Origin of the sequence: Streptosporangium sp. NPDC023963, from assembly GCF_040639135.1 — a bacterium.
Taxonomy (GTDB): Bacteria; Actinomycetota; Actinomycetes; order Streptosporangiales; family Streptosporangiaceae; genus Streptosporangium.
In genome coordinates, this window is record NZ_JBEZZK010000006.1 from 120,048 (window position 1) to 146,272 (window position 26,225).

19 protein-coding genes are annotated in these 26,225 nt (G+C 72.2%); 9 read left to right on the plus strand and 10 right to left on the minus strand.

The features are described 5' to 3' along the window. Positions 1–20 precede the first annotated feature (20 nt). Positions 21–950 (plus strand): hypothetical protein, encoded by a 930-nt coding sequence (locus tag AB0F88_RS20370; RefSeq protein ID WP_362685881.1) that lies wholly within the window; start codon positions 21–23, stop codon positions 948–950. A gap of 263 nt (positions 951–1,213) precedes the next feature. Continuing rightward, positions 1,214–3,730 carry an Hsp70 family protein gene (locus AB0F88_RS20375; protein WP_362685887.1) on the plus strand — a complete coding sequence of 839 codons (2,517 nt, stop codon included), beginning with the start codon at positions 1,214–1,216 and terminating at the stop codon, positions 3,728–3,730. Between the two features lie 31 nt (positions 3,731–3,761). On the opposite strand, the gene AB0F88_RS20380 is transcribed toward AB0F88_RS20375, so the two are convergent. The 5 genes from AB0F88_RS20380 to AB0F88_RS20400 all read right to left on the minus strand — a co-directional run bounded on the left by AB0F88_RS20380 (position 3,762) and on the right by AB0F88_RS20400 (position 10,782). Continuing rightward, complete coding sequence (locus AB0F88_RS20380; RefSeq protein ID WP_362685890.1) at positions 3,762–5,690, minus strand: dynamin family protein; 1,929 nt, start codon at positions 5,688–5,690, stop codon at positions 3,762–3,764. A 48-nt stretch (positions 5,691–5,738) separates the two neighbouring features. Beyond that, on the minus strand, positions 5,739–7,613 hold the full coding sequence (locus AB0F88_RS20385; protein ID WP_362685893.1) for a dynamin family protein: 1,875 nt from the start codon (positions 7,611–7,613) through the stop codon (positions 5,739–5,741). A gap of 329 nt (positions 7,614–7,942) precedes the next feature. After that, a complete protein-coding gene (locus AB0F88_RS20390) occupies positions 7,943–8,197 on the minus strand; it encodes a hypothetical protein (RefSeq protein ID WP_362685896.1) in 255 nt (84 codons plus the stop codon). A 170-nt stretch (positions 8,198–8,367) separates the two neighbouring features. Continuing rightward, positions 8,368–10,128: a glycoside hydrolase family 15 protein gene (locus AB0F88_RS20395; protein ID WP_362685899.1), complete on the minus strand. Its 1,761-nt coding sequence runs from the start codon at positions 10,126–10,128 to the stop codon at positions 8,368–8,370. A gap of 9 nt (positions 10,129–10,137) precedes the next feature. Further along, positions 10,138–10,782, minus strand: a complete 645-nt coding sequence (locus tag AB0F88_RS20400) for a hypothetical protein (RefSeq protein WP_362685902.1) — start codon at positions 10,780–10,782, stop codon at positions 10,138–10,140. Between the two features lie 75 nt (positions 10,783–10,857). Between AB0F88_RS20400 and AB0F88_RS20405 the strand changes: the two genes are divergently transcribed. Then, positions 10,858–12,294 carry a PLP-dependent aminotransferase family protein gene (locus tag AB0F88_RS20405; RefSeq protein WP_362685905.1) on the plus strand — a complete coding sequence of 479 codons (1,437 nt, stop codon included), beginning with the start codon at positions 10,858–10,860 and terminating at the stop codon, positions 12,292–12,294. Between the two features lie 157 nt (positions 12,295–12,451). On the opposite strand, the gene AB0F88_RS20410 is transcribed toward AB0F88_RS20405, so the two are convergent. Both AB0F88_RS20410 and AB0F88_RS20415 read right to left on the minus strand, forming a co-directional pair. Continuing rightward, positions 12,452–13,063: a trimeric intracellular cation channel family protein gene (locus AB0F88_RS20410; protein WP_362685908.1), complete on the minus strand. Its 612-nt coding sequence runs from the start codon at positions 13,061–13,063 to the stop codon at positions 12,452–12,454. A gap of 54 nt (positions 13,064–13,117) precedes the next feature. After that, positions 13,118–14,617: a peptide MFS transporter gene (locus tag AB0F88_RS20415; RefSeq protein ID WP_362685911.1), complete on the minus strand. Its 1,500-nt coding sequence runs from the start codon at positions 14,615–14,617 to the stop codon at positions 13,118–13,120. Positions 14,618–14,797: 180 nt separating this feature from the next. On the opposite strand from AB0F88_RS20415, the gene AB0F88_RS20420 reads away from it, so the two are divergent. The 5 genes from AB0F88_RS20420 (at position 14,798) to AB0F88_RS20440 (ending at position 21,866) form a co-directional block, all read left to right on the plus strand. Further along, positions 14,798–16,633, plus strand: coding sequence for an AMP-dependent synthetase/ligase (locus AB0F88_RS20420; RefSeq protein ID WP_362685914.1), 1,836 nt, complete (start codon positions 14,798–14,800; stop codon positions 16,631–16,633). 820 nt (positions 16,634–17,453) lie between these two features. Beyond that, positions 17,454–18,446, plus strand: a complete 993-nt coding sequence (locus AB0F88_RS20425) for an ABC transporter permease subunit (protein ID WP_362685917.1) — start codon at positions 17,454–17,456, stop codon at positions 18,444–18,446. Beyond that, positions 18,443–19,315: a carbohydrate ABC transporter permease gene (locus AB0F88_RS20430; RefSeq protein WP_362685920.1), complete on the plus strand. Its 873-nt coding sequence runs from the start codon at positions 18,443–18,445 to the stop codon at positions 19,313–19,315. Before AB0F88_RS20425 ends, AB0F88_RS20430 begins: the two co-directional genes overlap by 4 nt. A gap of 72 nt (positions 19,316–19,387) precedes the next feature. Next, a complete protein-coding gene (locus AB0F88_RS20435) occupies positions 19,388–21,025 on the plus strand; it encodes an extracellular solute-binding protein (protein WP_362685923.1) in 1,638 nt (545 codons plus the stop codon). A 163-nt stretch (positions 21,026–21,188) separates the two neighbouring features. Next, a complete protein-coding gene (locus AB0F88_RS20440) occupies positions 21,189–21,866 on the plus strand; it encodes a DUF624 domain-containing protein (RefSeq protein WP_362685926.1) in 678 nt (225 codons plus the stop codon). 292 nt (positions 21,867–22,158) lie between these two features. Here the strand turns inward: AB0F88_RS20440 and AB0F88_RS20445 are convergent, their stop codons facing one another. Next, entirely contained in the window at positions 22,159–22,941 is a 783-nt protein-coding gene (locus tag AB0F88_RS20445) for an SDR family oxidoreductase (protein ID WP_362685929.1), read from the minus strand. Between the two features lie 517 nt (positions 22,942–23,458). On the opposite strand from AB0F88_RS20445, the gene AB0F88_RS20450 reads away from it, so the two are divergent. Then, complete coding sequence (locus AB0F88_RS20450; RefSeq protein WP_362685932.1) at positions 23,459–24,334, plus strand: hypothetical protein; 876 nt, start codon at positions 23,459–23,461, stop codon at positions 24,332–24,334. A 194-nt stretch (positions 24,335–24,528) separates the two neighbouring features. Here AB0F88_RS20450 and AB0F88_RS20455 read toward each other — a convergent pair whose 3' ends face one another. Continuing rightward, positions 24,529–25,542 carry an NAD(P)/FAD-dependent oxidoreductase gene (locus AB0F88_RS20455; protein ID WP_362685935.1) on the minus strand — a complete coding sequence of 338 codons (1,014 nt, stop codon included), beginning with the start codon at positions 25,540–25,542 and terminating at the stop codon, positions 24,529–24,531. Then, entirely contained in the window at positions 25,539–26,225 is a 687-nt protein-coding gene (locus tag AB0F88_RS20460) for an isoprenylcysteine carboxyl methyltransferase family protein (protein ID WP_362685938.1), read from the minus strand. Before AB0F88_RS20460 ends, AB0F88_RS20455 begins: the two co-directional genes overlap by 4 nt.

Consider the following 26,225-nt stretch of genomic DNA (forward strand, 5'->3'; position numbering starts at 1 on the left):
CCGGCAGAGGGGGCGCACGCGTGAGATTGTTCCGGCGGCACCGTAACCGGCGAACCGAGACGCCGCCGCGTCCGGTCGAAGAGGTCGATCTCGACTCCCTGCTCGCCCTGGTCGCCGACAATCTCGGCTATGCATGCGCCTTCGATCCCGGCGGCGCGACCCTGACGCTCACCGGCCCGCGACGGGTCGTGGTACGGCTCACCGGGCTGCGCGCCGAGGCGCTCCGGCGCTCCCGCGAGGACTGGCCCGTCCTCGTCTCCGAGCACCTGTCCCACACCCTGGCCACGGCGGACGAGCCGTTCGACGCCTGCGACCTGGAGCAGGTGCGCCCGATGCTGCGGACCCGCATCCAGCTCGACGACGACCTCGACCCGGCCCGCGTGGTCGGGCGCCACCTCACCGCCGACCTGGTCGAGGTGCTCACCGTCGGCGACGCCTCCGCCGGGCGCACGGTCCGCCCCGAGGAGGTCGGCTGCTGGCCGATCACCGCGGGCCAGGCGCTCGACCTGGCCCTGGACAACACCAACCGGGAGGAACGGCTCTCGGTCACGGAGGGTGACCTCGGCGGCGTGGCGGTCCGCAGGCTGACCGGTCCCACCGAGGGCGCCGCCGCCCACCTGCGCAGGCTGGGCGACTACCTGCCGGTCCCCTCCGACGGGGTTCTCGTCGCCCTGCCCGACCCGGCGACGCTGATCGTCCACCCGGTCGAGGGCATCGGCGTGGTCCGCGCGATCGAGCGGCTGCGGCTGTTCGCCCAGCGGGAGTTCGACAGGCGCGCCGGCGCCCTCAGCCCGCAGGTCTACTGGTGGCACGGCGGCCGCCTCTCCCTGATCAGGGCCGACCTGGTCAGCCAGGACGGGCAGACCCGGCTGGTGGTCGCGCCCCCGCCGGACTTCGCGCGGGTCCTCGCCGCCCTGGCCGTCCGCCCCGACGGCGCCACCGGCGGCTGATCCGCCGCCCCTCGCCACCCCCGCCACCCGTCGTCGCACCCGTGTCCCGCCCCGGGCGGCCCGTGGGCGGCACCGTCCTCGTACGGCGGAATCGTGAGCCGTGGAGACGGCGCCGGCGCGGGCGCGGGACGAGGAGGACGCTCCCGCGCCCATTCCCGCGATCACCGGCGCGCCGGGCCCCGGACCGGTCCCGGCGCTCCCGCCCGCGCCCCGGCCGTGGTCGCCGGATGCGGGATGATGGGTCCTGATCTAGAGGAGTGGACATGGCGCAGTGGTGCCTCGGTGTCGATCTGGGGACGAGCTTCTCCGCCGGGGTGATGGCGGCGGAAGGGCGCTTCGACGTCCTGGAGGTCGAGGGAGAGCGGCGCATCCCCTCCGCCGTCATGCTGGACGAGCGGGGGACGCTCGTGGCGGGCAGGATCGCCCAGCGGGGCATCGCGATCAGTCCCGAGCGTGTCGAGCGCAACCCCAAGCGCTACGTCGGCCGGGGCCGGATGCTGCTCGGCGGCGTCCCGGTGGACGTGGCCGACGCCCTGGCGGCGCTGCTCGAACTGTTCGTCGGCGAGGGGCGGCGGCGGTTCGACGGCGCCGAGCCCGACTGCGTCGCGCTGACCCACCCGGTGGCCTGGGGCGCCGACCGCAAGGCGGTACTGCTGGCGGCGGCGAGGAAGGTCGTCAGCGGCGTGCGGATCGCGCTCATCGACGAGCCGGTGGCCTCGGCCCGCTACTTCGCGTCCGCGGGGCGGGCGACCGGCGGATCGCGGCTGGCCGTCTACGACCTCGGAGGCGGCACGTTCGACGCGGCCGTGCTCACCGTGGACGGCGGCGACTTCGCGGTCGTCGGCGAGCCGGGAGGCAGTGACGAGATCGGCGGCGAGGGGTTCGACGAGCGGGTGTTCGCGTTCCTCGGCGCCCAGATCGAGCGGCTCGACGCCGACTGGTGGCAGCAGGTGACCACCAATCCCGAGCGCCGCTACGTCAGCTACGCCGCCGACCTGCTCAAGATGGCCAGGGAGGCGAAGGAGACGCTGTCGAAGTTCGACACCTCCTCCCACTACGTGGTGGGCATCAACGAGGACGTGCACATCACCAGGGCCGACCTGGAGGACCTCATCGGCGAGGAGATCGTCAGGACGGTCGACATCCTCGACGAGACGATCCGCGGCGCGGGGGTCGAGCCGGACGACCTGGCCGCGGTGTTCATGACCGGCGGGCCCAGCAGGATGCCGCTGGTCCAGAAGGCCGTACGCGAGCGCTTCGGCGAGCGGGTCAGGACCTACGACGACCCGAAGATCGTGGTCGCCTACGGCGCCGCGCAGCTGGCCTGGAAGCTCAAGGTCGAGCACCGCGAGCCCGGCCGGGGACCGGCTCCCGCCACCGGCGGCCACCCGGTGCCCGCCGGGGACCGCCGGGTGCTCACCGGTCCCGGGGACGGCGCCACCGGCGGCCACCGGGCCCCCACCGGCCCGTCAGGGGGAGCCGGGGGCGCAGGGGGCGCTGCGGGCGCTGCGGGCTCCGGAGGCTCCGGGGGCGCTGCGGGCGGGCCCACGGTCCCGGGGATCGAGAAGGTCACGGACGCCGTGCTGGAGGCGCGTGCCGAGGCGGGCCGGGTCTTCGTCCACCAGGCCTTCGGCGACGGCCACCTCCTGCGCAGGCTCGACGGGATCGGCGGACGCCACGACCGGGAGCTCCGCTTCGGCAGGCTCGTGGAGTGGGCCGCGTCCGGAGAGGGCGTCGTCGCCGTGGAGCAGGTGGGGCCCGCGCAGGTGCTGGTCCGTACCCTCACCCCCGACCTGGCCGTCCGTGCCACCCACCCGCTGCGGATGTGGGGCGACCCGACCGTGATCGCCCATGGCCGTACGGCGTGGGTCTTCTTCCAGCCCCGGCAGGCCGTCCCGGTCGACACCGCGATGGGCCTGCCCTGGGGGGAGACCGGCCACCTGGCCATGATCGAGCTCGACCTGGCCGGGACCCTCGCCTTCCAGGCCCCCCGGCCGCGCGAGCTGGGCCCCTACGCCCGGTGGTTCCTCAACGAGGACAACAGGCTGCGCCGGCTGCTCGACCAGGACGCCCCCAGCGGCACCGAGCCGTCGTCCTCGGTGGGCGCGCCGGGCTGCACCGTGGTGCTCGGGCAGTTCGGCGGCGACAGGCCGGCGGCCCCGAACCGGCACCGGGACTTCAGGCCGTGGCAGGTACTGTGCCTGGTCGACCCCGGCGGCGTCGTACGCCCGACGGTGCGCGAGCCGGGACGGAGCTGGCTGCACCAGGTGGTCCTGCACCGGGGCAGGTGGTTCACCTCCGGCTCGGCGGGGCTGGAGGCCGACACCGCGGACGGCAGGCCCAGGCTGGTCATGCCGCGCCCCCGGGGCGGCGCGCTGCGCTGGTTCCCGGCCGGCGGCCAGATCTACGCGGTCGGCGTCGACCAGGTGAGCCCGGCCAGGGGCTGGTCGGTCGGGATCTTCGACCAGCGCTCCCAGACGCTGGAGTTCCTGATGGGCAAGCAGTCGGCGACGCTGGCCGGTCACCTCACCTCGCGGCACCGCTGGGAGCGTCCCAGGTTCGTCGCCGACGGCGACTCGATGTGGATGACCATGCAGGACGCGGGCCGCAGCAGGCTGCTGCACGTCACCCCCGGCGGGGCGCGGGAGGTGCACCGCACGCCGGGGACGTTCGAGCCGGTCGCCCGGGTTCCCACGGGACTGCTCTGCCTGCACCGCCCCGCCGACGCGACCGGCGCCACCCGCGACCGGCCCGCCACCCTGGTGCACCTGCCGCTCTGACCGTTCACGGCCCCCGCCGGGAGACGTCCGGTCAGGTCGTCACGGCGGGCGCCGGCCGTTCCGCGCCCAGGGCGGCCACCGCGGCGGCGAGTTCCCCGCGGAGTTCCTGGCCGCGAGTGGTGAGGGTGCCGATCGCGGCGATGCGGTCCTCGCCCGACTTGCGAGCCTTGAGACGGTCGGCGGCCGAGCGGGCGGAGGCGGACCTCAGCTCGGCCCGCCGGGTCTCCAGTTCCTTCCGGCGTCGTGCCAGGCTCTCGTCCGCGGTCTGCTCGACGCCCACCCGCCAGGTCGCCACCATCCGCTCCAGGTCGAGCGTCATCTCCCTGGCGATCACCGAGAACTGGTCGCGCAGCGCCCCCCTGATCGCCGCCTGGCTGCGCTGCGCCTTCTCCATCGAGCGGCGCCCCATGAAGATGGCCGCCCCGATGGCCGGGGCGACCAGGATGAAGCCCACCGGGCCGAGCAGGGCCGTGGCGAAGCCGCCCAGGGACAGCCCGATCGAGGCCGAGGGCAGCACGTCCCGGATCAGGTCCACATCGCCCGGGTCGTCCGCGGCCATGTCGCCCCTGACCTGGACCTGCGTCAGGTTGGGCATCGTGCGGCCGCCGGTGGCGAGGTCGACCGGGTCGAGGCCGAGGTCGCGGGCGAAGGCGTCCAGCGTGGTCCTGGCGAGTTTCTCCACGTCGTAGACGATCTGCGACCACGCCGCCTCCAGGGAGCGCTGCACGCTCTCCGGCAGCTCCGCCATGTACCGGTCGATCTGGTCCTGCTTCTTCAGCGTGGCGATCGTGTTCTCGTACGGCTGGCGGATCTCCGACACCCGCGCCGCGACGATGCCCGCCACCTCGCGCCCGAGGAAGGTGTTGGCCACCGCGCCCGCCCTGCGGCGTCCCGCCAGCTCGGTGAGCTCCGCCAGGCCGGCGTCCACCTCGGCGAGCCGGGCGGTGACGTCGCCCTCGTCGCCGGAGCCCACGGCGACGTCGTCCTTCGCGCCGGTCGCCAGCGAGCCCAGCACCGACAGCGCGGCGGCGACCACCGTGGCGCCCCGCGCGGAGTCCCTGCCCTCGGCGAAGCCGCGCAGGTGCCGTTCCAGCACGTCCATGCCGCTGCGCGCCCGCAGGGTGTCGGCGCGTTCGGTACGTCCCTCGCGCCGCTTGATCTCGGCGGCCTCGGCGAGCTTGGCGCTCACCGGGATCCACGGCGCCTCCAGGAGCGGGGCCAGCGTCGCCGCCCTGCCGGGACTCGCCGCGATCGCCTCGGTGACGAAGGTCCTCAGCCGGGCCTTGTTCTCCTCCAGCAGGGCGCGCCAGTTGGCCGAGTCCTCCACCTTCGTCAGGACGAACGCGATCGCCTGGACCCGTTCGGCGGCCTCGGCGAGGAACTCCAGCTCGTGCCTGAGCACCGGCTGGTCCTGCGCGCTGAGCGTGAACAGCAGCGCGTCGGCCCGCTGCAGCATGGCCACCGTCACCTGCCGGTGGCCCACCGTCAGGCTGTCCACGCCGGGGGTGTCGAGCAGCCGCAGGCCGTCGAGCAGCGGGTTGTCGAGGGTGATGTCCACGCTGACGACGTCGCGGCGCTTGCCCGCGTCGCCGCGCATCGAGGCGTAGTCGGGGATCGACTCGACGGTGATCGGCGTCTGGACCGGCCCCGCGTCGGTGCTTCGGTGCACGACGGCGGCGAGCCGGGGGCCGCGCCGCAGCGACAGGAAGCAGTCGGTGGCGACGTCGGCGTCGACGGGGAGCAGGTCGGGGTGGGCCACCAGCGTGTTGAGCAACCGGCTCTTGCCGCGCTTCTGCGCCCCGGCGACCACGATGTCGGTGCACTCGTCCTTCCAGCGGCCCGCGCACGCGGCCAGCACCTCCGCGAGGTCCTTCCTGCCGCACTGCCCGGCCAGCGCGTGGACCTCGTTGGCGTAGCGCAGCAGCCTGGCCACGGGGCCGGTCGGGTCGGGGGTCGTCATGAGCCTTTTCTCCTGTCGGGGATGGTCGGGTGCCGCGGGGGTGCCGTCTCAGGAACCGTCGCCGTAGTGCGCCCAGATGGTCTCGTACGCCTCGCACAGCGTCTCGGCGGCCCGCCGCTGCCGCAGGGAGAGCGGCCGGTGGGTGAGGGTGCGGAACCGGGCGCTCAGGGCGGCGGCGTAGCCCGCGACCTCGGCGCGCGGCGCCCCGGGCGGTGCCCCGAGCTGGGTGGCCAGCTCGGACCCGGCGAGCAGGAGCTCCAGCGCCCGCCGGTCGTCGGCGGGGACCATGGGAGAGGCCCGCAGCGCCTCGACCGCGGCGGGGTCGATCCGGACCGGGGGGAGCGGTTCGCCGCCCCCGCCACCGGCGGAGGACGCTCTCCCGGTCCGTACGGCCCCGCCCGGCGCCGCCTCCCGCGGGGCCACCTCGTCCAGCGCCGCCGAGACGAGGTCCTCCAGGACGGTCAGCACGTCCCTGGCCCGCTGCCCGCCGGTCCTGCCCTCGCTCATCATGGCGAGGGTGCGCCAGCGCATCGACGCCGCCGTGGCCGCGGCGGCGATCTCGGCGGGCGAGGCCCCCGGGGGCAGGCCGAGCTGCTCGGCGGGCTCGTCGTGGCGGGCCAGGCGCAGCAGCTCGGCGGTCATCTCCTCGTTCAGCACGAGCGTGCCGCGGCCGAGGGCCTCGGCGGCGGTGAAGATCCGCAGGCCGCCCAGGGAGGTCGCGATCGGCCGGTTCTCGTCGAGCTGGGCCGCCAGCGCGTCCAGGGTGGCGCGGTCGGCACCCAGCGCGGGCGTGCGGGCGATCGCGCGCAGCCTGGTCAGCGCGTCGAGCGCCTTCAGCTGGTCGGCGCGGCGGGCGAAGTGGGCGATGCCCGCGGCCACCGAGCCGGTCGAGGCCCGGCCCGCCGAGGCGTAGCCGGAACGCTCCAGCAGGTGGGCGGCGAGCGCCTCGGGGTCGGCGGTCCCCGCCGCGCGCACCGCGTCCACCGCGCTGGTGATGCCGTAGCGGTGCAGCCGCTCCACCAGCCGGTGCCGCACCTCGGCCGCCACGGGCAGCTCGGGCGCCGAGCGGAAGTCGTCCAGGTCCAGGAGGTAGTCCTCCAGGTCGTCCTCGTCGAGCCCGGCCAGCGCCGCCAGGGCCGCCGCCTCCTCGGTGCCCAGCGGGCGGGCCCGCGCGGTCTCGGCCAGCAGGCCGATCACCGGGACCACGTCGAAGACGGAGGTGCGCAGGTCCGCGTAGCCCTTGGCGGCGAGCCGCCTCGCGGTCGGCCACGGGTCGCCCTCGTCGCCGCGCCGGTCGACCTGGCCGAGCACGGCGAGGGTGTTGACGCAGCTCATGCCGCAGGCGTCGGTGAGCCCGCGGAACTCGGCGAGGGTGGTGTCGTCGAACTTCTGGACGTAGCGCAGCACGTAGATCATCGCCTGCGCGCGGTCGTCCTCGTCGCCCGAGCCGAACAGCATGCCCCTGGCCGCCCGCTCGTTGGCGGCCGTCACCGTGTTCATGCCGGGGGTGTCGACGATGGTGATCGTGCGCAGCGACGGCAGGTTCAGCGTGACCCGCAGGCGCCGGATCCCGGCCACGTCGACGCCGAACCCGGCGGGGAGCCGGTGCCCCGGCAGCAGCCGGGAGTGGGCCACCCCGCCGTCGGCGAGCTCGACCGTGATGTGGCCGTCGTCCTCGCCGTACTCGTACTGGGTGACCACGAAGGTGCACTCGCCCGCGTCCACCGGGGCGACGGGCAGCCCGAGCAGCGCGTTCACCAGCGTCGACTTGCCGCTGCTCACCGCGCCCGCCACCGCGACCCGCAGCGGCGCGTCGAGGCCGGCGCGCACCTGCCTCACCCGCTCGCGCAGCTCCGCGCCGGAGAGCCTGGCCGCGGTGGTGTCGCACAGGCGGCGCAGCAGGTCCGCGGGCCCGGCGGTCACGCGTCACCGTCCCGGCCGCCCGAGGTCCTCCCGCGGGCGGGCACGCGGGCCCGGCCGGCCGGTGTTCCCACCGTGCCGGACCCCGCCGACCCGGGACGCGGGGAGCGCACGCCGCCGTCGCGCGACGGTGCCGGCGGCGTGCCGGCCGCCTCCCCTCCGAGCCCTGCCACCGCGCCGCGGCCGGTCGGCGCCGGCCGGGCCGGGAGCAGGGAGGGGAACGCGCGTCGGTCCCTCATCGCAGGCCTTCCTCGTCGGCCGCCCGTGTGACCCGGATCCGGGCCCCCCGGTGAGATCACCCGGGCTCGTGCCGGTCTCTTCGATCAGACGGTTCAGACGGTCGGGAAGGGGCCCGCGGTCTCGGTGTAGTCGGCGACCCCGTCACCGTTCAGGTCGACCCGCGTCTCGTCGATGTAGCCGTCGCCGTCGTGGTCGAGGTAGACGACGTCGGTGACGCCGTCGCCGTCGGTGTCGTAGCGCTCCTCGTCGGCGAGACCGTCGCCGTCGATGTCGATCAGCTGGGCGTCGGTGCCTCCGTCGCCGTCGTAGTCGACCAGGTCAGTGCTGCTCACATCGAAATCGCTCATTGGTCCGATCCTTTCCGGTGGTGTTACATCGGATGAGAGTCACGATCGCACCGGATTGTTGCAGCCCAATCCCAGATTTCTTAGCGGATTTCCGAAAAGCCACCCAGCACTCATGACTTATCCGGACTAAAAGGGATAAATAAGGCTGGAAGTGCTCGGATGTCGCCGGCTCAGCTGAGCGCGCGGGCGGTGTGGATCAGCGGAACGTGGCTGAACGCCTGCGGGAAGTTGCCGACCATCCGGCCGTAGCGGGGGTCGTACTCCTCGGCGAGCAGGCCGACGTCGTTGCGGAGCGACAGCAGGCGCTCGAACAGCTCGACGGCCTCGTCCTTGCGGCCGATCATCGCCAGCGCCTCGGCCAGCCAGAAGCTGCACGCCAGGAACGCGCCCTCGCCGCCGGGCAGGCCGTCCACGTCGTTGGCGGGGGAGACCGGGTAGCGCAGCACGAAGCCGTCGACCATCAGCTCGCGCTGGATCGCCTCCACCGTCCCGACCACGCGGGGGTCCTCCGGCGGCAGGAAGCCGACGATCGGGATCAGCAGCAGGGCCGCGTCCAGCTCCTGCGAGCCGTACGACTGGGTGAAGGTGCCGCGCACCGGGTCGAAGCCCTTGTCGCAGATCTCGGCGTGGATGCGGTCGCGCAGGTCCTTCCAGCGCGTCAGCGGGGCGGGCTTGCCGAAGGCCTCCACCTGCTTCACGGCCCTGTCGACGGCGACCCAGCACATCACCTTGGAGTGGACGAAGTGCCGGCGCGGGCCGCGGACCTCCCACAGGCCCTCGTCCGGGTCGCCCCAGTGCTCCTCGACGTAGGAGATCAGCTCGAACTGCAGGGTCCACGCCCGGTGGTCCGCCTCGAGGCCCGAGACGCGGGACAGGTGCAGGGAGTTCATGACCTCGCCGTAGACGTCCAGCTGGAGCTGGTCGACCGCGCCGTTGCCGATCCTGACCGGCCGGGAGTTCTCGTAGCCGGGCAGCCAGTCGAGCTCCAGCTCCGTCAGCCTGCGCTCCCCGGCGACGCCGTACATGATCTGCAGGTCCTGGGCGCGGCCCGCGATGGCCCGCAGCAGCCAGGAGCGCCACGCGCCCGCCTCCTCCAGGTATCCGGCGCCGATCAGGGCGTCCAGGGTCATGGTGGCGTCGCGCAGCCAGCAGTAGCGGTAGTCCCAGTTGCGGACGCCGCCGAGGTCCTCGGGCAGCGAGGTGGTCGGGGCGGCGACGATGCCGCCGGTGGGGGCGTAGGTGAGGGCCTTGAGCGTGATGAGCGAGCGGACCACGGCGTCGCGCCACGGACCCTGGTAGGTGCACTGCTGGACCCATTCGGCCCACAGCGACTCGGTCTCGGCCAGCTGCTCGTACGGGTCGATCTCGACGGGCCTCGGCTCGTGCGAGGGGTGCCAGGTGAAGACGAACGCCATGCTGTCGCCCTCGGACACCTCGAACCTCGCCCGGTGGGCGTAGTCGCTGCCCTCCAGCGCGACGGGGGAGTGCAGCCACACGGAGTCGGGACCGCCGACGGCCTGCAGGAGGCCGTCGCTGCGGCGCACCCAGGGCACGATGCGGCCGTAGTCGAAGCGGATGCGGATCTCGGTGGCCATCTCCACCGTGCCGGACACGCCCTCCACGATCCTCACCAGGTCGGGGTTGGTGTGCCGGGTGGGCATGAAGTCGGTCACCCTGACCGTGCCGGTCGGGGTGTCCCACTCGCTCTCCAGGATGAGGGTCTCGCCCCGGTAGCGGCGCCGGGTGGCGCGCGGCCGCTCGGCGTGCGCGGGGCCGATCCACCACTGGCCGTTCTTCTTGTCGCCGAGCAGCGCCCCGAAGCAGGAGGGCGAGTCGAAGCGCGGCAGGCAGAGCCAGTCGATGGAGCCGTTACGGCCGACCAGGGCCGCCGACTGCATGTCGCCGATGAGAGCGTAGTCCTCGATCCACATGACTCGAAGCTAACGCCTCCGCGCGGTCCACGGTGGCCTTGGGAGGAACTGGGCGCCCGGCTGCGTCCTGGGCATGAAGAACTGGCTCAGCGGCCCGATGGCGAGGGCGAACACCAGCGTTCCCACCCCCACCGTCCCGCCCAGCAGCCAGCCCGCGGCCAGCACGGTGACCTCGATGACGGTGCGCGCCGCGCGGATGGACAGGCCGAGACGGTTCAGGCCGGTCATCAGGCCGTCGCGCGGCCCGGGACCGAGCCCCGCGCCGATGTACAGGCCGGTCGCCGCCCCGGTGACCACGACGCCGAGCAGCAGGTACGCCCAGCGCGCGGCGAGCGCGTCCGGGGTCGGGAGCAGCCACATGGCCGCGTCGGCGAACAGTCCGAGGAAGACGACGTTGCTGAGGGTGCCCACCCCCGGCCTCTGCCGCAGCGGGATCCACAGCAGCATGACCAGGGCGCCCACGATGATGATCCAGGTGCCGATCGACAGGCCCAGGTGGATGGAGAGCCCCTGGTGGAACACGTCCCAGGGGCTGCCGCCCAGCCGGGACTCGATCTGCAGGCCCACGCCGACGCCGTAGAGGGCCAGGCCCGCGTACAGGCGGGTGAGCCGGTTGGGGAGGGGGACGAGGGCGGGCAGGGAGAGTTCGCTCATAATGGCGTTAATCGTCCAGGCCATCCTGCCGGACCAAAAGGGCCAATCGCTACAAGTGGCCTTACGATGGCCCGCATGGACCGGTATATGAGCGGCCCCCAGCTCGCCCGCCTCCTGTCGATCGACCCCGCCGCCAGGCCGTACTACCGGGTCCTGGCCAGGACCGTGCGGTCGCTGGTCCTCGACGGGCGGCTGCCCGTGCGGGTGCGGGTGCCCGCCGAGCGGAACCTCGCCGAGGCCCTGGGGGTGAGCCGCACCACCGTGACCTCGGCCTACGACCTGCTCCGCGAGCAGGGGTACCTGGAGAGCAGGCAGGGCGCGGGAAGCTGGACCGCGCTGCCCGACGCGGGCTCGCTGGGCACCGACAACCCGTGGCTCGCCGCCGGGGACGACGGGCTGCTGCCGATGCACGCCGCGGCGCCGAGCGCGATCTCCACGCTGCCCGGGGCGATCTCCGCCGCCACCGGCCGCTATCCCCGCTACACGCTCGGCATGGGCTACGACCCGGTCGGGATCGCCCCGCTGCGCCAGGCGATCGCGGCCCGCTACACCGCGCGCGGGGTGGCCACCCGCCCCGAGCAGATCCTCGTCACCACCGGCGCCCAGCAGGCGATCCACCTGGTGGCCATGATGCTGCTCTCCCGGGGCGACCCGATGCTGGTGGAGTCGCCGACCTACCCGCACGCCCTCGACCTGGCCAGGATGCGCGGCGCCAGGATCGTCCCGGTCGGCGTCCCCGACGAGGGCTGGGGTGAGCTGGACCTGCTGACCAGTGCGATACGCCAGTCGGCCGCCCGTCTCGCGTACGTCATCCCCGATTTCCAGAACCCGACCGGGCACCTGATGGACGACGCGGCGCGGGCGGCCCTCGCCGCCACGGCGAGACGGTACGGCACCACGCTGGTGGTCGACGAGAGCTGGTGCGAGCTGGCGATCGACGAGGGCGCCGCGGCCACGCCGCTGGCCGCGTTCGACACCGACGGCAGGGTGATCACCATCGGCTCGGCGTCCAAGCTGTGGTGGGGCGGGCTGCGCATCGGCTGGATCCGCACCACCGCCGCCACGGTCCGCCGCCTGGCCGTGCTCCGCGCCTCGGTGGACGTCGCCAGCCCGCTCTTCGAGCAGCTGGTGGTGGCCGAGCTGTTCGAGGACATCGAGGGGGCCAGGACCGAGCGGGCCCGCCTCCTCGGCGCCTCCAGGGCCGTCCTGGCGGCCGAGCTGGCGGCGCGCATGCCCGACTGGAGCTTCCTGACGCCCCGGGGCGGCGGTTCGCTGTGGATTCGGCTGCCCGGCCCCTCGTCCGTCGCGCTCGCCGACGCGGCGGCCTGTCAGGGGGTCCGCCTGGCCCCGGGGCAGTGGTTCGGGATGGACGGCACCCTGGAGGGGCGGCTCCGCCTCCCCTTCACCCAGCCGCCCCAGGTCCTCGCCGAGGCGGTGCGGCGCATCGCCGAGGCCAGGCTGAGGGGCGCGTACGGCACCCGCCCCGCCGCCCCCCTCACCCCGGCCCTGTGAACGGGCCCTGTGAGCCGGCGCTGTGAACCGGCCCTGCGAACCGGCCCTGCGAACCGGCCCTGCGAACGGGCACTGTGAACCGGCCGGGTGATCGGTCCTGTGAACGGGCACTGTGAGCCGGCCCGGTGGACCGGCCGGGTGGACGGCGGGGCATGGTTCAGTCGGAGGCGACGCCCCTGGCCAGCGGGGCCCGCAGCTTCAGCCGCATGGCCGCGATCCGCAGCCCGAAGGCAAGGAGCGCGGCGGCCAGCGTGGCAGGCCAGCCGTGCAGGTCGAGGGTGTAGAGCAGCGCCATCAGCGCCGAGCCGAGCATGGCGGGCACCGCGTACAGCTGGCGGTCGTACAGCAGGGTGGGGATCTGCCCGGCGAGGACGTCGCGCAGGATGCCGCCGCCGACCGCGGTGGTGACCCCGAGCAGGGTCGCGTGCAGCGGGGAGAGGCCGAAGTACATCGCCTTCTCGGTGCCGACCGCGCAGAACAGGCCGAGTCCCGCGGCGTCGAACACGTTCACCGCGGGCATCACCCGCTCGACCTGCGGATGCCAGAAGAACACGATCACCGTGGCCAGCACCGGCACGACCACGTAGCCGACGCTGAAGAAGGCCGCGGGCCGTACGTTCAGGATCAGGTCGCGCGCGATCCCGCCGCCCAGCGCGGTCATCTCGGCCAGCACGGTCATGCCCACCACGTCGAGCCGCCTGCGCACGCCGACGAGGGCACCGGAGAGGGCGAAGACGAAGATCCCGACGAGATCGAGCACATGATTCACGAATAAATCATCCCATGACCGGACATATACGCTTGCCATCATGCCGGTGGACGGTCAGGCCGACGGGGCCGTGTCCGGCGCCCGGTGCTCGCGCATCATCGTATGCAGCCTGCCGGCGAAGGCGAGCAGCACCAGCGACGCCACGATGGAGATCGCGGCGAGGGTGAGGAAGTACGCGGGCTCCGACATGTAGTTCTTCAACCGCCCCGTCTGCCCGCCCACCGCGTCGCCCACCGAGAAGGACAGGAACCACAATCCGAGCATCTGGCTCTTGAACGCCTCGGGGGCGAGCTTGGTGGTGACCGAGAGCCCGACCGGGCTCAGCGCCAGCTCCCCGAAGACCTGGACGAGGTACACCAGCACCAGCCACCACACCGAGATCTTCCCGGTCTGGGCCAGCAGGGCGGCGAGCGCCATGATCATGAAGCTCAGGCCGTTGACGAACAGTCCCACGGAGAACTTGTGGGGAGCGGTCACCCGGTTGCCCAGCCGGATCCACAGCGCCGCGAAGACCGGCACGAAGATCATGATGAACAGCGGGTTGAACGCCTGCGTGGTCGCCGGGGTGATCCGCAGGCCGAACAGCGACAGGTCCGTGTTGTTCTGGGCGAAGAAGAGCAGCACGGTCGGCGCCAGATCGTAGACCATCCAGAAGATGGCGGCCGCTATGAACAACCAGACGTAGGCCTTCATCCGGGAGCGCTCGTCGTCGGTCAGGTTGTGGCTGCCCAGCAGGATGTAGCCGAAGTAGAGCACCGGCACCGCCACGATGAGCAGCGTCATCACCAGGGCGAACGTGTCGAGGCTGAAGGTGCCCGAGGCCCCCCACACGGCCAGCGCGCCGCCCGCCGCGACGACGGCCGCGACGAGGGCGAGGGTGAAGTGCCGGCGCTCGCGCGGGGTCATCCGGTGGCCCGGCCGCTCGCCCACGCCCATGAGGTGGCGCCTGCCCAGCACGTACTGGACCAGGCCCAGGGCCATGCCGACCGCCGCCGCGCCGAAGCCCAGGTGCCAGCGGTCGCCCTCGGCGAGCCGGCCGACCACGATGGGGGCGATGAAGGCGCCGATGTTGATGCCCAGGTAGAAGATCGAGAAGCCCGCGTCCCTGCGCGCGTCGTCGTCCCGGGGGTAGAGCTTGCCGACCATCGTGGAGATGTTGGGCTTCAGCAGCCCGGTCCCGACGATGATGAGGAACAGGCCGAGCGCGACGAAGGCGCCGGTCTCGACGGGGACGGCCATGCTGATGTGGCCGCACATGATGACGAAGCCGCCGTACAGCACCGCCCTGCGGGCGCCGAGTATCCGGTCGGCGATCCAGCCGCCGGGCAGGGCGACGAGATAGATGAGGGCGCCGTAGATGCCGATGATCGCCTGGGCGGTCTGCTCGGTCAGCCCGAGGCCGCCCGTGGCGGGGGAGGCGGCCATGAAGGTGGCGAGGATGGCCCGCAGGCCGTACCAGCTGAAGCGCTCCCACATCTCGGTGCCGAACAGCGTGGCGAGGCCGCGCGGGTGCCCGAAGAAGGTCCTGCCGCGAGCCCGTGTTCCCGATGGCATGCGTCCCCCCGAACGTCATCGCGTGATCAGAGGCTAACTCTACGTACGCCTCCCGCCGGGACGGGAAAGCCGGTTACGCGATGTGGCGTTTCTTCTCCCTTCCAGGGGCTTGTCCAAGGGGAACGGCGTGTGGTGCGATGCATGCCACTCGTGCAAGTGAGCACTTTCTGGAGGCGCGTCATGGCCGGTGTCCTTGAGGAGCGGGCGGCGATCGAGAGGGAGATCGCGGGCCGTACGGTCTGCGGTCAGCTGAAGGAGGCGGCGGAGAGCAATCCCGACGCGCCCGCGTACTCCGACCCGGTCGAGGGGGGCTGGTCCACCCTCACGTACTCCCAGGCCAGGCAGCGGGTCCTGGAGATCGCCGCCGGTTTCGCCGCCCTCGGGCTGGAGCCCGGCGAGGCGGTCGCGCTCATGATGGTCAACCGCAGCGAGCACGTGCTGGCGGACCTGGGCGCGGTGCACGCCGGCGCCGTGTCCTGCTCCGTCTACTCGACCTTCGCCCCCGAGCAGGTGGCGTTCGTGGCCGGTGACGTCGCGGCGAGGATCGCGGTGCTCGGCGGGCCGGCCGACCTGGCCAGGTGGGAGCCGGTCCTGGACGACCTTCCCGAGCTGCGCAAGGTCATCGTGCTGGAGGGCGCCCCGGCCGGCGACCGGTTCGTCTCCTGGGACGACTTCCTGGCCCTCGGCCGCGAGAGGCTCGCCGCCGACCCCGCCGCCGTCGACGCCCGCTGGCAGGCGGTGACCGCCGACGACGTCCTCACCGTCCTGTACACCTCCGGCACCACCGGCAACCCCAAGGGCGTGCCGCTGACCCACGCCAACGTGTTCTTCGAGGTCGTGGCCACCAACCGGATGGCCGACCTGCCCAGCAACGGCACCCAGATCTCCTACCTCACCTACGCGCACATCGCCGAGCGGGTGCTCAGCCTCTACCTGCCGCTCTTCAAGTTCTCCCACACCCACTTCTGCACCGACCTCGCCCAGCTCGGCGCCACCCTCGGCCAGGTCAAACCGGTGCTGTTCTTCGGGGTGCCGCGCGTGTGGGAGAAGATGATGGCCCGCCTGCAGGCGCTGCTCGCCACCCAGCCGGAGGAGCAGCAGGAGGGCGTGCGCCAGGCGATGGCCGCCGGGCTCGCCTACATCGAGGCCAACCAGTACGGGCGCACTCCCTCGCCCGAGGTCCTGGCCGCCTACGAGCAGGCCGACGCCGCCCTGCTGTCGATCATCCGGTCGATGATCGGCTTCGACAACGCGGGCTGGCTCGCCACCGCCGCCGCGCCGATGCCGCTGGAGGTCCAGCGCTTCTTCGCGGGCCTCGGCCTGCGGGTCCTCGACGTGTACGGCATGACCGAGACGACCGGCGCGTTCACCGCCAACGCCCCCGACCGCTACAAGCTCGGCACGGTCGGCCAGGCGGGCCCCGGCGTCGAGGTCAGGATCGCCGAGGACGGCGAGATCATCACCCGCAGCCCGGCCAACACCCGCGGCTACCTCGGCAGGCCCGAGGCCACCGCCGAGCTGCTCGACGACGACGGCTGGCTGCACACCGGCGACGTGGGCTCCATCGACGAGGACGGCTTCGTCAGCATCGTCGACCGCAAGAAGGAGATCATCATCACCTCCGGGGGCGAGAACATCTCCCCGGCCAACATCGAGAACTACCTCAAGGAGCACCCGCTCATCGGCCAGGCCCTCGCCTACGGCGACGGCAGGCCGTACCCGGTGGCGATCCTCACCCTCGACGGCGAGGTGGCCCCCGGCTGGGCGCAGGCCAACGGGGTCTCGTTCACCACCCTGGCCGACCTCGCCGAGCACCCCGACGTCCTCAAGACCGTCGAGGGCGCGATCGCCGTCGCCAACGAGAAGCTGGCCCGCGTCCAGCAGATCAAGCGCTGGCGGCTGCTGCCGGTGGAGTGGACGGCCGAGAGCGCGGAGCTCACCCCGAGCCTGAAGCTCAAGCGCCGCGTCATCCACGCCAAGTACGCGGAGATCATCGACGGCATGTACGAGAGCTGATCACACGGCGTGAACGAGAGCTGACCACGAGGAGACCGCGAGCCGCCCACGAGCCGCCCGGCGCCCGCCGTCGCCGGGCGCCGGGTTCCCCTTTTCCCGCTCCCGCGTTCCCGGCCTCCCGCTGCCCGTGTTCCCCGGCGCGCGTCGCCCGGGAGGCCGCTCACGAAAGGCGGCCCGCTCACCCGTGGAACCCCCTCCGCCCCCGGCGGCCGCCCGGGAAAACGGGGACGGCCGCCGGGCCCATGGTGATCACTCTTTCCGTCGACGGGTCCCCGTGGCGCGACCTCTCGTTCTCGTCGTTCTCGCCGCCGGCCCGATCCTCGTGAAAAGCGCCGCTCCCCGTCAAAAGCACCGCTCCCCGTGAAAAGCGCCGCTCCCCGTGAAAAGCGCCGCGCTCCCGTCCCGGCGCGGGAGGGGGACGCCGTTCCGGCGCGGGCGGGGACGCTTCCGGCGCCGTGATGCCGGGATCCTTCGTCACCGGATGCCGGGGTGCCGGTTGCTCATCGGCTCCGAAATATTTCGGATGACTGAAGTGCGTCAAGTTCGTGCGACGCTGAGCTGCGAATAAGGGAAGGAGAGACCTTTCCCGCCATAAGTCTGTTGACACCTCTCTTGACTCACCTCTATCAGCCGCTTATATTTCCGCAATATTAATAAACCGCATGGAAAGTTTCAGCCTCGCGACTCCGATTGATTTCCGGCCGGCAGCGTCAGGTGACGCCGTCGCCGGTCGAAGGGATGGCATGAGCGAACAGGCGGTCCACCGGCGACGCCCGCGGCCGCCGGCCCGCGTCCACCGGCCGGCGCCGGAGACGCGGGGATGAGCACGGCCAGGACGGCCGACGTGTCACCCGGCACCCGAGACGTCCACGAGGCGAAGTCCGATCCCGCCCCCGGGAAGCGCCCTCCCGGCCGCACCTGGCGCCAGGCGCTGCGCCGCGACTGGCAGCTGTACTCGCTGGCGATTCTCCCGCTGCTGTTCTTCGCGATATTCCGCTACCTGCCGATGATCGGCAACGTGATCGCCTTCCGGAAGTTCGAGCCCGGCGGCAGCGTGCTGGGCGAGGAGTGGGTCGGACTGCGCTACGTGCGGATGTTCCTGAACGACCCGACGTTCTGGCAGGTGTTCACCAACACGCTGGTCCTCGGCGCGCTGACCCTGCTGTTCTGCTTCCCCATGCCGATCGTGCTCGCACTGCTGATCAACGAGGTCCGGCACCGGCGCCTCAAGCGGTTCGTCCAGTCGGTGTCCTACCTGCCGCACTTCCTGTCGATCGTGGTCGTGGCCGGCCTCGTCATAGAACTGCTGTCGGTCGACGGGCCGGTGAACCAGATCCTGCGCGTGGCGGGAGACGACCCCATCTCGTTCCTGCAGCAGCCGGAGTGGTTCCGTACGATCTACGTCTCCTCGGAGATGTGGCAGACCGTCGGGTGGGGGACGATCCTCTATCTCGCCGCGCTCACCACCATCGACGACCAGCTGTACGAGGCGGCCAGGATCGACGGCGCGGGCCGGTGGCGGCAGACCTGGCACGTGACCCTCCCCGGCATCCGGCCGACCGCGGTCACCCTGCTGATCCTGAACATCGGGGCGTTCATGGCGGTCGGGTTCGAGAAGGTCCTCCTGCTCTACAACCCCCTGACGTACCCGACCGCGGACGTGATCTCCACGTACCTGTACCGCATGGGCGTGGTCTCCAACAACTTCAGCTACGCCACGGCGATCGGCCTGTTCGAGGCCCTGATCGGGCTGACCCTGGTCCTGTCGGCGAACCTGATCTCCCGCCGCACCGTGGGGACGAGCCTGTGGTGATCGTGGACAGGACCCGGGGCTACCGGGTGTTCCAGGCGGTCAACGCCGTCGTTCTCGCCGGCGTCGTGATCGTGACCCTGTACCCCTTCGTCAACGTGGTCGCCCGCTCGTTGAGCGACGAGACCGCCATCCGCTCGGGCCAGGTCAACCTCATCCCCCGCGGGTTCACCCTCACGACGTACGAGTACGTGATCTCCGACCCGACGTTCTGGGCGAACTACCGCAACACCGTGGTGTACACGGTCGTCGCCACGGCGATCGCGATGTTCATGACCACCTGCTACGCCTACGTCCTGTCCAAGAGGCACCTCAAGGGCCGCAGACTCCTGATCGGGATCGCCGTCTTCACCATGTTCTTCTCCGGCGGCATCATCCCCAACTACGTCCTGATCACCAGCCTCGGGATGAAGGACAGCATCTGGGCCATCGTCCTGCCGAACGCCATCAGCGTCTTCAACCTCCTGATCATGAAGGCGTTCTTCGAGGGGCTGCCGGTCGAGCTGGAGGAGGCCGCCGCGATCGACGGCATGAACACCTACGGCATCCTGCTCCGGATCGTGCTGCCGCTGTCGAAGGCGGTGATCGCCACGATGGTGCTCTTCTACGCCGTCGCGTTCTGGAACTCGTGGTTCGCCGCGTTCCTCTACATGAGCCAGTCCGACCTCTTCCCGGTGACCGTCTTCCTGCGCAACCTGATCGCCGGCGCCACCGGCGCGTCGTCCGTCGGCGCCGACGCGATGAACATGACGGTGGCCGCCAACATCAAGGCGGTGACGATGGTGCTCACCATCCTGCCCATCCTGGGGATCTACCCCTTCGTCCAGCGGTACTTCGTCACCGGGGTCACGCTCGGCGCGGTCAAGGGGTAGTCCCGCCGGCCCGGTCGCCCTCCACCCACCTGTTTCCGAGAAATCCGAGAAAAAGGGACTCCCATGTACCAGATGAACCGGCGTCAGGCGATGGTCGCGATGGGTGCCTTCGCCGTACTCGCCGGCTGCGGCAGTGACGACTCCAAGAAGCAGGCCGACAACCTCTCGGCGAACCGGGAGGGCGCGATGCCCGGATACGGGGCCGGCACCCAGTTCAAGGCCGCCGTGCCGCTCTCGTTCACCATGCTCTACAACAACCACCCGTTCTACCCGATCAAGAACGACTGGCTGTTCTGGTCGGAGCTCGGCAAGCGGACCAACGTGACGCTCCAGCCGAGCGTGGTGCCGCTCAGCGACTACGAGAACAAGCGCAGCCTGGTGATCGGCGCGGGCGACGCCCCGCTCATCATCCCCAAGACGTATCCCGCCCAGGAGACCCCCTTCGTCGCCTCCGGAGCCATCCTGCCGGTCAGCGACTACCTGGACCTGATGCCGAACTTCAAGGAGAAGGTCGCCAAGTGGAACCTCCAGGCCGACCTGGACACGCTCCGGCAGGAGGACGGCCGCTTCTACCTCCTGCCCGGCCTCCACCAGGACCACTGGGTGGACTACTCCCTGGCGGTCCGCGCGGACATCCTGGAGAAGCACGGGCTCGAGATCCCGGAGACCTGGGAGGAGTTACGCACCGTGCTGAAGGCGCTGAAGGCGGAGTATCCCGACTCCTACCCGTTCTCCGACCGCTGGGGAACCCTCACACCCGGCGCCAACCTGCTGAACATCGTCGGCATCTCCTACGGTGCCCCCGGCGGCTGGGGCTACGGGGAAGGGGTGGTGTGGGACCCCAACATCCAGAAGTTCGCCTTCACCGGCGCCACGGAGTCCTACCGGCAGATGCTGGAGTATCTCCACACGCTGGTGAAGGAGAAGCTGCTCGACCCGGAGAGCTTCACCCAGACCGACGACCTGGCGATCCAGAAGCTGGTGTCCGGCAAGTCCTTCGTGATCGGCACGAACGCGCAGACGCTGGTCAACGAGTACCGGCCGCCGCTGGAGAAGGCGAACCCGGAGGCCAGGCTCGTCAAGATCCCGCTGCCCGTCGGCCCGCTCGGGCCCATCAAGTACGGCGCGGGCAACACCCGCCTGGAGAACGGCGTCATGATCTCCAAGAAGGCCCGTGACAGCAAGAACTTCGTCGCCATGATGCAGCTCGTCGACTGGCTCTGGTACTCCGACGCGGGCCAGGCGTTCGCCAAGTGGGGGGTCGAGGGGGTCACCCACACCAAGGACGCGTCCGGGAAGTACGAGCTCGCCTCCGACGTCGACTTCGTCGGGCTCAACCCCAAGGCGCCCAAGCACCTGCAGAAGGACTTCGGCTTCTCCAACGGGATCTTCGCCTACGGCGGGCCCACCGAGCTTCTCCAGTCGACCTTCTCCGAGGAGGAGATCGCGTTCCAGAAGGAGATGAACTCGAGGAAGCCGCTGCCGGTGCCGCCCCCGCACCCGCTCACCGACGAGGAGCGCGAGCAGGTGACGCTGTGGCAGACACCGCTGAAGGACCACGTCACCCAGAACACGCTCAAGTTCATCCTCGGCAAACGCGACTTCGGCGAGTGGGGCGCCTACGTCAAGGAACTCGAGGCCAACAACATGACCTCCTTCGTCAACATGGTGAACGGCGCCTACGAGCGGTACAAGCAGAAGCACGGTTGACCCCCTGCGGGCCGGCGGCGCCCGTACCACCGACGGGCGCCCCGGCCTCCCCGGCACGACCGACCCCGTCGGACGGCACGACCGACCCGTCCGACGGCACGACCGACCCGTCCGACGGCACGACCGACCCGTCCGACGGCACGACCGACGCGGAGTTCCCCTGATGACCGACACGACGGCCGGGCACCGGTTCGGCGAAGGGCCCCTCGCCCGCGCCTCCGCGCTCGTCTACACCCTGCTGGTGGTCGAGCTGCTGTTCCTGCTCACCACCGTGCCCGGCCTGATCGGGCTCGTCCTGCTCGGCCGTGACGCCACCAACATCCCGCTGGCCGCGCTCTGCCTGATCCCGGCCGGCCCGGCGCTCTCGGCCGCGCTGTACGCGCTGCACCACCGACGCCTGGATCTCACCGACCTCCACCCCGGGGCGGCGTTCTGGCGCGGCTACCGGGCCAACCTCCGCGGGGTCGCCAAGCTCTGGATCCCTTGGCTGCTGTGGCTGGCCGTCATCGGGTCGAACCTCGCCACCGCCGGAGCCCGGGGATGGTGGGCCGCGCTGTCGGTCCTCATCGCCGTGGCGGCGACCCTCTGGATCGCCAACGTGCTGGTGATCACCTCCCTGTTCGCGTTCCGCGCGCGGGACGTCGCCCGCCTGGCCGTGTACTTCCTCACCCGTTCCCCCCGGGCCTCGCTGGGCAACGCCTGCCTGCTGGTCCTGGCGGCAGGTCTCACGCTGGTCGCCTCCGAGGCGCTGCCGGTGCTGCTGGCCTCGGTGTTCGCGTCGATGCTCCTGCTGAACAGTCGCACGGTGATCGCCGAGGTGAGGGAGAGGTTCACGGCCTGAGACCCCCGGACGCCCGTCGCCGGAGACCCCCTGTCCGGATCGGCCACCCCGACGGCCCCGCGCGCCGGCCGGAGGAGCCTTACGACCAGGCGCGAACCGGCCGGCGCGGCGGCGTCGACACGGGAGCGCTCGCGGGCATCCGGCCGGCGACGGCGATCCCCACCGGCATGCCGGTCTCACGGCAGGGGAGCGGCCTCACCAAGCGCGTGTCCCCGTGCCGCCGCATGCTGGTTTCGCCGGCCCTCCCGATGATCGACGGGGCTGCGACGGCGGCTTGCCCTGGCTCTGCCTTTCAGGCGCCGGCGCCGCCGTCCACCGGCACGATCGCGCCGGTCACCATCGAGGCCCGGTCGCTGAGCAGCCACGCGGCCACCTCGGCGACCTCACGGGGCTCGGCCATCCGGCCGAGCGGGATGCCCGCGTTGATGCGCTCGACGACACCCGGGGACGCCGCCTCCCACGTGTCGATCATCTCCGTCGCGGTACCGCCGGGGGTGATGCCGTTCACGCGGATCCCCTGCCGCCCCCAGGTCACGGCGGCAGTCTCGGTGATGCTGTTGAGGGCGCGCTTCATCGCGCCGTACGCGGGGAGCTCCGGGTTCGCGCGGCGGCTGCCGATGCTCGAGGTGTTGACGATCGCCCCGCCACCGCCCCGGCGCATGAGCGCGGCCTCGGCCGTCATCGCGGTCCAGTGCGCGCGGAAGTTCACCGCGAACTGCTCCTCGACGTCCTCGTCGCTCGTCGTGTCCAGCGGCCCGGGCCGCTGGATCGCCGCGCCGTTGTTGAACGCGCCGTCGAGCCGTCCGTGCAGCTCCTCGATGTGATCGACCGCCGCGCGGATACTCGCCCGGTCGGCAAGGTCCACTGTCACGGCGTCCGCGACGCCGCCGCCGGCGCGGACCTCGGTGACGATCCGCTGGAGGGCGTCGGTGCTGCGGGCCGCGAGCACCACGGCGGCACCTTCGGAGGCGAAAAGCCGGGCCGCGGCCGCCCCGATGCCGCGGCTGGCGCCGGTGATGAACACGACCTTGCCGGTGAGCAGGCCGATGGGTGCGATTTCGCTGGTCTTCGTCATGACGACAGTGTCAGGCCGGCCTCCCGGCCGGATACAGGCACAGGCGGTACCAGGATCCGCCGCCACCCGGTGTGCACACTGGGGGTATGGACATTCTGGCTCTTCTGAACGTATTGGGAGCCGAGAGCGTCAACGCGAGCAGATCGCTTTGACGGAGTCGGAGGCCCGCGCCGCCATCGAGTTCGCCCAGCGGGTGAAACACAGCCCTACCTCGCCCAGACAGGAAGCTGGAATCGCGGCCGATGCCGTCATCCTGCTGGCGAACATGTCGCGCCGGCTCGGAGGATCTTCATAGGCGACGCCACACTACGCAACCGATCTTCGTGCACCGCCGCCCACCGTCCCGCTCCGACACGACGATGATCGCTCAAACAGACCCCACCCCCGGCTCCTGACGACAACCCCGCGCATCCACTGACATCAAGTCCGCGCAACACCGGCGGGCGGCTCTCGCTTTGCCCAACGGGGCGTGTGTCCTCTACCTGCTTGTTACCGGCGGCCTCCTAGCGTCCTGATCATGACGATGAGAGTCCTTCTCGCATCCCTGGCGGCCGGGGCAGTGACCCTGCCGGCACCGGCCGGAGCCCCGGCCGCCGCCGCTGTCGAGGATTTGACGATCCGCTCGGTGACCCTGCGCCCCGCGACCCCCGTGGTCGGGCCCGCCGATTCCGTACGCATGGTGATAGAGGTGGTGGCCCGGGGCGTCACCGGCCCCGAGGGGGTGAGGATCAAGGTCGAGCCCGGCGCGCCTCCCGCCTCGGCGGGCACGTCCTTCCCCGTCACGGCGCCCCGCCGCGGGGCGCCCGCCCGGCCGGGGCCCGGACGGCCGGGGCCCGGACGGGGGCCGGCCCTCGCGCCCGGACCGGCACCCGGCCCGGTCGTGGCCGCCCGCCTCGCTCCCGGCGCGGCCGGGACGGTGGCGGGGAAGATCGTATCCAGGCCGGGGGAGGGCTGGGTGACCTGGCGGTTCGCCCCGGAGAAGAGCCTGAGCCGCTGGTACCCGGCAGGACCCTGGACGGTCTCGGTGACCGCCAGGGGCACGGACGGCGCCGAGGTCACCGGGCACACGGGCTTCCTGCTGAAGCGCCTGACCAGGTTCGGCGGGGTGGAGGCGATCCGGGGGAACTCGGGTGTGCGGGTGACGGGCGTGCTGAACCGGGTCGACCCGCAGGGAGACCTCGACTACGCGCCCTTCCCCGGCCAGCCCGTCGAGATCCTGCACCGGCCCGGGGAGAAGGCCGGATGGTCGAGGGTGGCCGGTGCCACGACCGACTCCCGGGGACGTTTCGCCCGGACCGTGGGCGATCGCACGGGCGGCGAGTGGCGGATCCGCTTCCAGGGCACGAACCACTACGCCCCCAGGCTGGGCATCGTCCACAAGGTCTCGCGCTAGGCGCGTCCCACGGCTCGCCGGGCCGCTCGGCCGGCCGGGCCGAGGCGGAAGGCCGGGTGGCAGGCGCGATCGGACCAGGCCAGGGTGCGCCGGGTCAGACCAGATCAAGGCGTGCCGGATCGGGCTAGTCCAAGGGGTGCCAGGTCAGACCAGGCCAGGGTGCGCCGGGTCGGGCCAGATCAGGGCGTGCCGGGTCAGGCCAGGGCGTGCACCGCCGCGCCGAACAGGGAGGGCATCCGCCGGGCGGCCGGGACGATCAGCCGCCCCGCCGTCCGGTACCGCCGGGTGCCCACCAGCGCCCCGGTGAGCAGCCGGTGCCGCCGGGACAGCCGCAGCCAGGCGGCCTCGTACGACCCGGGGGTACCGGCTCTCAGGCAGTCCACCAGCAACCGCGCGGACGTCAGCGCGAGCGACACCCCCTCCCCGGTGAGCGCGTCGACATAGCCGGCCGCGTCGCCGACCAGCAGCACCCGCCCGGCCACCCGGGCGCGCACCCGCTGGCGCAGCGGCCCCGCCCCGCGCACCGGGGTCGCCGCCGGTCCCTCCAGCCGCTCCAGGAGCGCGGGGAAGTCCGCCAGGTGCTCCGGGTAGCCACGCCGCCGCGAGCTCAGCACGGCGACGCCCACCAGGTTCTCGCCCACCGGCGTCACGTACGCCTCGCCGTCCGCCGCCCAGTGGACCTCGACGAAGTCCGTCCACGGCGCGACCGGGTAGTGCCGCCGCAGCCCGTACCTGCGCGGTCCGCGCCCCGGCAGCTCCAGCCCGAGCAGGGCGCGCAGCGGGGAGTGCAGGCCGTCCGCGGCCACCAGCCAGCGGGCCCGCAGACCCGCCGCCTCGACCCCGCCGCCGTCCTGCCGCACGCCGTCCACCTTGCCGGGCACGACCTCCACGCCCAGCTCCCGCGCCCGCCGGGCCAGCGCGGCGTGCAGCGCGGTCCGCCGCACGCCCAGGCCCGACCCGTCGCGGAACGCCGCCTCCACCGCGTACCGGCGGTCCAGGTAGCGGATGCCGCGCAGCGGCCTGCCCTCGACCCGCACCCCCAGCGCCCCCAGGGCGGCGGTGCCGCTGGGCATCAGCCCCTCGCCGCACGCCTTGTCCACCGGTACGGCCCTGGGCTCGACGACGACCGCCTCCATCCCGGCCAGCGCGGCGTGGATGGCGGTGGCCAGACCCGCAGGTCCCCCGCCCGCGATCAGGACGTCGATCACGCCGGAGCCCTGCCGGTGGACGGTGGCACGTCGGCGGGCGGCACGTCCTCCGGCGGCGCGGTGGAGGGTGGCGCGGTGGAGAGGGGCACGTCCTCCGGCGGCGCGGCTCCCGCCGCCTCGGTGGCGGGCGGCGTCGTGGCGAGCGAGGTCGTCGTGGCGAGCGAGGCCAGGGCGTCCTCCTCGCAGCGGATCCGCACCACCATCAGCGCGGCGTTGAGCACGGTGAACACCAGCGCGGTGACCCACGCGGTGTGCACCAGAGGCAGGGCCGCCCCCTCGACGGCCACCGCGACGTAGTTGGGGTGGCGCAGCCACCGCAGCCGGTAGGGGCCGCGCTCCACCAGCGGCAGGCCGGGCACGACGATGACCTGGGTGTTCCACTGCGGGCCCAGCGCGGTGATGCACCACCAGCGCAGACCCTGCGCGGCGACCACCAGGACGAGCATCGGCCAGCCGAGCGCGGGCACGAAGGGCCGGTCGGCCACGCCCGCCTCGAACAGGCATCCGGCGAGCAGGCCGGTGTGCAGGGCGACCATCCACGGGTAGTGGCCCTGCCCGGACAGCACCCCGCCGCGCGCCATGCTCCAGCGCGCGTTGCGGCGCGCGACGACCAGCTCGGCGACGCGCTCCAGCCCGACGAGCAGCACGAGCAGCAGGTACCAGGACGACAGATGCCAGGACAT